Origin of the sequence: Actinomadura sp. SCN-SB (assembly GCF_043906805.1) — a bacterium.
In the GTDB taxonomy this organism is placed as follows: domain Bacteria; phylum Actinomycetota; class Actinomycetes; order Streptosporangiales; family Streptosporangiaceae; genus Spirillospora.
In genome coordinates this window covers 24051-31376 of record NZ_JBIMPP010000082.1, presented here as the reverse complement: position 1 = coordinate 31376, position 7326 = coordinate 24051, and the positions used below count along the sequence as shown (strand labels likewise).

The 7326-nt window shown below is 73.7% G+C and carries 6 protein-coding genes; 4 read left to right on the top strand and 2 right to left on the bottom strand.

The window, feature by feature from the left end; translation table 11 throughout:
* Window positions 1-17 precede the first annotated feature (17 nt).
* Entirely contained in the window at window positions 18-512 is a 495-nt protein-coding gene (locus tag ACGWYJ_RS34200; protein WP_285696708.1) for a DUF3145 domain-containing protein, read from the bottom strand.
* A gap of 276 nt (window positions 513-788) precedes the next feature.
* The gene (lnt, locus tag ACGWYJ_RS34195; RefSeq protein ID WP_395110711.1) at window positions 789-2186 is read right to left on the bottom strand and encodes an apolipoprotein N-acyltransferase; all 1398 of its coding nucleotides are present in this window, start codon (window positions 2184-2186) and stop codon (window positions 789-791) included.
* Window positions 2187-2524: 338 nt separating this feature from the next.
* On the opposite strand from lnt, the gene ACGWYJ_RS34190 reads away from it, so the two are divergent.
* From ACGWYJ_RS34190 to ACGWYJ_RS34175, 4 genes are read left to right on the top strand one after another with little or no spacing between them, the layout of a single operon-like run.
* The gene (locus ACGWYJ_RS34190) at window positions 2525-3700 is read left to right on the top strand and encodes a S8 family peptidase (protein ID WP_395110710.1); all 1176 of its coding nucleotides are present in this window, start codon (window positions 2525-2527) and stop codon (window positions 3698-3700) included.
* Between the two features lie 28 nt (window positions 3701-3728).
* Complete coding sequence (locus tag ACGWYJ_RS34185; RefSeq protein WP_395110709.1) at window positions 3729-4334, top strand: RNA polymerase sigma factor; 606 nt, start codon at window positions 3729-3731, stop codon at window positions 4332-4334.
* Window positions 4331-4777 carry a hypothetical protein gene (locus tag ACGWYJ_RS34180; RefSeq protein WP_395110708.1) on the top strand — a complete coding sequence of 149 codons (447 nt, stop codon included), beginning with the start codon at window positions 4331-4333 and terminating at the stop codon, window positions 4775-4777. The genes ACGWYJ_RS34185 and ACGWYJ_RS34180 overlap by 4 nt, the downstream gene beginning before the upstream one ends.
* Window positions 4774-7320, top strand: coding sequence for a CHAT domain-containing protein (locus ACGWYJ_RS34175; protein WP_395110707.1), 2547 nt, complete (start codon window positions 4774-4776; stop codon window positions 7318-7320). The genes ACGWYJ_RS34180 and ACGWYJ_RS34175 overlap by 4 nt, the downstream gene beginning before the upstream one ends.
* The last annotated feature ends 6 nt before the right edge of the window (window positions 7321-7326 follow it).

The window sequence follows — 7326 nt, the reverse complement described above, 5'->3', positions numbered from 1 at the left end:
TCGCTTGCAAGAAAGCACTACACAGCCGCGTGGAGCCAGCGGACGGGTGCGCCGTCGCCGGCTCGGCGGAAGGGTTCGAGTTCGTTGTCCCAGGGGGTGCCGAGGAGGCGTTCGAGTTCGTTTTCGAGGGTGGTCTTGCCGGCGGCGGCGTTGGCCATGGCGGTGCGGAGCCGGTCTTCGGGGATCATGATGTCGCCGTTGGCGCCGATCACTCCGGTGAAGACGCCGAGGGTGGGGGTGAAGCTGTAGCGGACGCCGTCGCAGCCGGCGGTGGCGTCTTCGGTGACCTCGAAGCGCAGGAGTTTCCAGTTGCGCAACGCGGAGGTGATCCCGGCGGCGGTTCCGGGCTTGCCCTCCCAATGCAGTTCGGCGCGCAGGGTCCCCGGCGCGGCCGCCTGGTCGGCCCACTCAAGGGACACGGGCACGCCGAGTACACCTGCGGCCGCCCATTCGATGTGCGGGCTCAGCGCAGGTGGCGCGGAGTGGACGTAGAAAACGCCACGTGCGGTCACCGGACCTCCTGGATCTGTACTGAGGCTCGTCTTCCCCTACGGCCTCGGGCATCCCAGGACGGTTTCCGCGTCCCTCATTGTGCATCATTGACACCGGTCGCACCACCACACGACCGTGTTCGCTTCCACCTTTCCGCCACGGGTGGTGTTCCATCGGTCACAGCCGTGACGGGTCCGGCGGGGTGGCGAGCGGCGGTCGGGTGGCCGTCGCATCGGGGAAGCTAGGGGCGGGGTGGTCCCGGGTGCGAGGGACCGCGGTCCCGGTGCGGCCGGGTTTCAGCGGGGCGGGGCGAGCCTGCCGCGGGCGGCGGCGAGGGCGGTCGCGGCGGCGATGAGGGCGGCGAGGTAGGCGACGTAGTCGCCGAGGCGGTCGTAGGGGGTGCGGGACGCTGACGGCGGGATGTGCAGGGTGACGACGGTGGATCCGCGGCGGTCGGTGTCCATCCATGCCAGCCGCCTGCCGCGGGCGTCGAAGGCGGTCGATACCCCGCTGAGCGCGGCTTGGACGGCGGGTCGTCCGGTTTCGGCGGCGCGCACGGCGACGAGTGAGGCGTGCTGCGGGGGTGCCCAGCTGCCTTGGAACGTGGATGTGGACGACTGGTACACCAGAAGTTGCGCGCCGCGTCGCACGACGGCGCGGCCGAGGTCGGGGAAGGTCGATTCGAAGCAGATGAGCGGCCCGAGGGTGAGCCCGTGGGTGGTCATGACGGTGGCGCCGGTGCCGGGGACGCGGTCTTGTCCCGCGGCGCGGCTGATGCGGCTCAGCCAGCCGAATCCGGAGCGGAACGGGATGTATTCGCCGAAGGGGACGAGCCGGGTTTTGACGTAGCGCTGGTGCGTCCCGTCGGGGTTCATGAGGATGGCGCTTTCGGAGATGCGGCCCTCGGCGTCTCTGGCGTCTTCGTTCACGAGGATGGGGGCTTGGGCGGCCAGTGCCCGGAGCCGGGCGGCGATGTCGGGGGTGCGGGCGATGGCGTGGCCGACGCTGCTTTCGCCCCAGACGATGAGGTCGGCGGGCGGGGTCTGCGCGGTGATGCGTTCGCCTGCGCTGAACCGGGCGGGCGGGTTGTGGACGACGCCGGGTTGCACGAGCGCGACCCGCATCGTCTTCTCGGTGGGCGGTGAGGTGCGCGCGGCGTAGGTGAGCGGACCTGCGGCCAGCAGCAGCAGCGCGAGCAGTATGCCGCCGGCGCGCACCCAGGGGCCGCGTTGGGGAGGCCGGACCGCGAGCACGATGGCGGTGTTGGCGGCGACGAGCACGAACGACAGCAGCCACACCCCACCGATGGACGCCAGGCTGAGGATCGTCGGGTGGCTCCACTGGCTGACCCCTAGCAGCCCCCATGGCCCGCCGAGGCTGGGCCACGAGCGTGCGTACTCGATGGCGACCCAGATGGACGGCAGGACGATGACCGCCACCGCTGAGGAGCCCAGCCATCGCGCGGCCGCTCCCCATGCGGCCCACAGCAACCCGAAGACGACGGCGACGAGGACGAGGCCGGGGCCGATGTTGGGGAGCGTCCAGTAGAGGACGGCCATCAGGTAACCGGCGCCGAACCACCATCCGCGCACGCCCGCCGCCCGTACGCCGGGGGCGGACCGCATCAGCAGGAGGCCGGGGACGAGGATCACCCAGGCGAGCCACGAGAGGCCGGGCCTGGGGAAGGTGAGCACCGGCAACGCTCCACACAGCAGGCACGCCGAGCGGATCCGCCACGCTGCCCAGCGTCCAGGCCGGGCCGTGGCCGCGGCCCCCTCACCTGGGACGGGGGGCGTGGGAGCCAGGATTGAAGGCGCCGGCGGTTCCGGGCTGGGCGGCCCGCTCCGGCTGCGGAAACCCTCGCGGCCGATCACGTTCCCAGTAACGCACATTTCCCTGAAAGACCGCCGCTGGGGGACATCAACCGGCACTATGGGTCATGTAATCACCACCCCGCGTGATCATTTCTCTGCGCGATCACCCGTGCCCGCGAGTCCCCACGAGTCCCATGAGTCCCAAGGAGGAAGGCCGGATGTTCGATCAGGAGGCCCGGCTGGAGCGGCTGCTGGCCCGCCATCGCGACGCCGTCGTCGTGGAGGCGGCGCCCGGACGGCGGGCGCTGGTCAGGCGCGACCAGTTGCTGGTCGCCGGTCCCGACGCGCCCGCGGCGCGGGATCTGGTGCGCCGCTGGTACGACTCGGCGCACGACGAGCACGGGGTGACCTGCCTGTGGTTGCGGTCCCACGCCAAGGTGGACGTCTGTGAGATGGCGTCCCTGCTCGGCGGGGACGGCGGGAGCGGCGGCCGGCACCGGCGGCTGAACGTCTCCCCCAACCACCTGGTGTGCGGCCAGCCCATGTGGTGGAGCGGCCCCGCCGACCGGCCCCGTCCGGCCGCGCCCGTCCCCGCGCCGCGTGCCGGGGCGCCCGCGCGCCGCCCGGTGACGGTCGCCGTTCTCGACACCGGGCTCGCGCCGCATCCGTGGTACGAGGACACCGCCTGGTACGCCGAGCACGGCGCCGAGGCCGCGGAGGTCCTGGACGCGGATCTCGACGACGAGCTCGACTCCCAGGCCGGGCACGGCACGTTCATCGCGGGGGTCGTGCTGCGGTACGCGCCGTCGGCCCGGCTGCGGGCGTACCGCGTGATCGGCGGAGACGGGATCGGGGACGAGCTGGAGGTCATCCGGGCGCTGGCGCGGCTGGCCGCGGACGGCGGCGCCGACGTGGTCAACCTCTCGATCGGCTGCCACACCTTCGACGACCGGCCCTCGCCGCTGATGGCCCGCGCGTTGGCGGCCCTGGGCCGCGGCACCGCCGTGGTGGCGTGCGCGGGCAACGCGGCCACCGACCGGCCGTTCTGGCCGGCGGCGCTCAAGCAGGTGATCTCGGTCGGCGCGCTGGGCCCCGGCGGCGACCGCGCCTGGTTCTCCAACTACGGCTGGTGGGTGGACGCCTGCGCGCCCGGCGTCGACATCGCCAGCAGCTTCGTGCGGTTCGACGGGCCCCGCCCCGGGCCGGACGACCCGGACCGGTTCGACGGGTTCGCCCTCTGGAGCGGCACGTCGTTCGCCGCCCCCGCCGTGGCGGGACGGATCGCGGGGCTGGTCGCGTCCGAGGGCGTCGGCGCCGCCGAGGCGGCCGGGCGTCTCCTCGACCCGGCCGCGCATCGCACGCTGCCCGACCTCGGTGTCCTCATCACGTCCTGACCGCGCCCTCCCCGTACCCAGTGGTGATATGTCTTCAGACGACGACGGCCCCGGCCACGTCCGCCTCTGCGACGACCCGCCCGGCACAGGGCGGGACGACGCGGAGAGCGACGAGGTGGCGGAGGCGGTGAAGCGGGCCGGTGATGGCGACGGGACGGCCTGGGCGTGGCTGGTCGACCGCTACAGCGGGTTACTGTGGTCGATCGCGCGGGCGTACGGGCTGAGCCAGGCCGACGCGGGCGACGTGGTGCAGACGACGTGGCTGCGGCTGGTGGAGCGGATCGACCGGATCGAGCGGCCCGGCTCGGTCGGCACCTGGCTGGCGGTGACCGCGCGGCGGGAGAGCCTGCACGCGTCCCGGCGCGCGGCGGCGCGTGGGGCGGCGCTGGACGACGCGGTGGTGTCGGCGTCCGGTGGCGTGGCGCCGGAGGACGTCGCCCTGGCGCGGGAGCGGGTCGGGGAGGTGGCGGAGGCGCTGGCCGCCCTGCCCCGCCGCTGCCAGGTGCTACTGAGGTTGTGCGCGACGGCGCCGAGTTACGCCGAGCTGGCCACGGCGCTGGGAATGCCGGTGGGCAGCATCGGCCCCACCCGGGCGCGTTGCCTGAACGGCCTGCTGCGGAGGCTGGACTCGTGAACGACGACCTGCTGGCCCGGGTGCGGGTGGCGTACCAGGCCCTGGACCCGGTGCCCGCGGAGGTGCTGGCCACCGCGCGTTCGGCGCTGACCTGGCGCGTCCCGGGGGCGGAACTGGCCGAGCCCGCCCCGGCGGACGCCGGTCCGCCGGCCGCCCTCCGGGGCGGGGAGGGGCCGCGGGCGCTCACCTTCGCCGCGTCCCGGACGGTGATCGAGCTGGAGATCGACGGCACCGGTCACGGCGGCGGGATCGCGGGTCGGTTGGCCCCGCCGATGCCGGCCGAGGTGCGGGTACGGCATCTCGCGCTGGTGCCGGAGCAACCTCGGGCCCGCGCGGACCAGGCCGGTCACTTCGCGCTGCCCGCCCTGCCCGAGGGATTGGTCAGCCTGGCGTTCCTGCTGCCGGACGGCTCGTCCATCGTGACCAGTTGGATCCGCCTGTGACCGCTGGGGGCGAGGCGGAGGGGCTCGTCCGGCTGGCGGCGTCCGATCCCGTGCTCGCGTACGAGCGCGCCAACGCCTTCCTTGCGCGTTCGCCATCCTCCTGTGCGGCAAGGGTCGTCGCGCTGCGCGCGGCGGGGTTGGCTGCCAAGGAGCTGGGTCTTCTGGAGGAAGGCATCGAACGGCTCCAGGAAGCCCTGGCATGTTCCGAAGGCTACGAGGCCGCTCTCGTGCGGATGAACCTCGTCGGGCTGCTGTCCGCACGCGGCGACTGCCAGGGCGCACTGGCCGAGGCGGTACGGGCCGAAGGTGTCCTGCGAGGACGCGACGCGAACCGCCTCGCGGCCAACGTCGCTTGCGCGCTGGCCCGCGCGGGACGACTTCCCGAAGCGGAGGCCGTGGCTTCGCAAGCCCTCCCCCGGCTCCGCCAGAACCATGACCCCGTGACGCTGACCGGGCTGCTGACGAACCTCGGCCTGGCCCGTGCGCTGCGCGGCGATTTAGGCACCGCCGAGGCGACCCTGTCGGAGGCGGTGGCGGTCGGCGAGGCGGCGGGGCTGGGGCATATGGCCGCGATGGCTCGGGGCAACCTCGCGTTCGTGGCGTCCCGGCGCGGGGACGTCCCGCGGGCGCTGCGGCTCTTCGCGGCGGCCGAGCCTGCGCTGACCCGGGAAAGGGTAGCGCAGTGCCGGTTCGACGTGGGCGAGACCCTGATCCAGGCGGGTTTGCCCGGTGAGGCCCGTCCGCTTCTTGAGGCGACGCTGCGGGAGGTGACGGCGAACGGCTACCGGTGCGACATCGCGGACGGGCTGTTGCTGCTCGCGCACGCCGAGCTCGCCGATGGGGACGCCGAGCGGGCGGCGGAGACGGCCGAACGCGCACGGGCGGTATTCGCCGACCAGGAGCGCACGGGCTGGACGCTGCTGGCCGACCATCTGCTCATCCGCGCCCGCTGGGCCGCAGGGGACCGTTCCGCGGTGTTCCTGCGTTCGGTGGTGGCCACCGCGGAACGCCTGCACGAGCGCGGCTGGGCGGAGGCGTCGGCCGAGGCGCGCATCATCGCCGCCCGCGTCGCCCTCGCCCTCCACCGGCCCGCAGGGCATCTGCTGGAGCCGGTGAGCCGGATGCGCGACCGCGGCCCCGCGTCCCTCCGCGCGGCGGCGTGGCATGCGACCGCGCTGGAACGCTGGGCCCGGCGCGACCACGGCGGCGCACGCGACGCCATCGAGGAGGGATTGCGTGCGGTCGAGGAGTACGCGGAGGTGTTCGGCGCGCTGGAGCTTCGGGCCCGCGCCGCCGGGCTGGGCGACGAGCTGGCACAACTGGGCTTGCAAATGGCGCGTTCGCCTCGTGAGTTGCTGTCGATGGAGGAACGCCGCCGCGCCCTCCCCCGGCCCGCCTCGCTGCGTCCGCCACGCGATCCCGCACGGGCGGCGGCGCTGTCGGAGCTGCGCGCTCTCAGTTCCCAACGCGCATCCGTCCTGGCCCAGGATGGGACGTCCGAAGCCTCCGTACGCGAGAGATTGAGGCGGCTTGAGGCGTCCATCCAAGCCCGCACGCGCCGCCACCAGGGCAGCGGCCGTCAGCACCCAACCGGGTTCGGGGCCGACCGGCTCGTGTCGGCCCTCGGCAGCGGGCGGGCGTTGCTGGAGTACCTGCGCATCGGGGACGAGCTTCATGCCGTGACGGCATGCGATGAGCGTCTCCATCGGTTTCGCCTGGGGTCGTACGCGGACGTGGTGGACGATGTGAGGCTGGCCCGCTTCGCGTTGAAGCGGCTCCTTGAACGTGCAGGCGACTCCCACGCACTCAAGGGCCTCCAGCATGCGTGCCAGCGCCTTGACGAGGTGTTGCTGGCGCCCGTGCTGAACGGCATCGCCGAGCGAGATCTGGTGCTCTCTCCCATCGGGTGCCTGCACGGCCTTCCCTGGGCGGCGCTGCCCTCGCTCAAGGGCCGTCCGTACACGCTCGTCCCGTCCGCTGCCACTTGGCTGCGGGCACGCGCCGTCGATGCCTCGCGGAGGGAACGGGTCGTGCTCATAGCCGGCCCCGGGTTGGAGCACGCGGAGCAAGAGGTGAAGGCGCTGTCCCGCCTCTTCCCTCAGGCGCGCACGCTCACGGGCACCGCCGCGAACGCGGAGGCCGTCCGTGACGCCCTGGACGGGGCCGACCTCGTCCACCTGGCCTCGCACGGCGAGTTCCGCGACGGCAACGCCCTCTTCTCGCGGCTGCGGCTGGCGGACGGCCCCTTGATGCTGTGCGACCTGGAGACGCTGGACGCGCCACCGCGGCTGCTCGTCCTGTCCGCCTGCGACGCCGGGCGCGCGGCGGACGGGGACGCGCTGATCGGGATGGCCGGTGTCCTGCTCGCGCTCGGCACCGCCACGGTGATCGCCAGCGTGAATCCCGTCCGCGACGACGAGGCGCCCGGCTTCATGACCGCCTTCCACACCGGCCTGGCCGCCGGCCTGCCGCCCGCCCGCGCCCTGGCCGCCGCGCCCCGCACCCCGGGCGTCACCGGCTTCAGCTGTTTCGGCGCAGGCTGAGGGCGC

Coding starts and splice junctions, on each gene's coding strand:
- ACGWYJ_RS34185 (WP_395110709.1), top strand. CDS start 3,729: ATGTCTTCAGACGACGACGGCCCCGGCCACGTCCGCCTCTGCGACGAC.
- ACGWYJ_RS34190 (WP_395110710.1), top strand. CDS start 2,525: ATGTTCGATCAGGAGGCCCGGCTGGAGCGGCTGCTGGCCCGCCATCGC.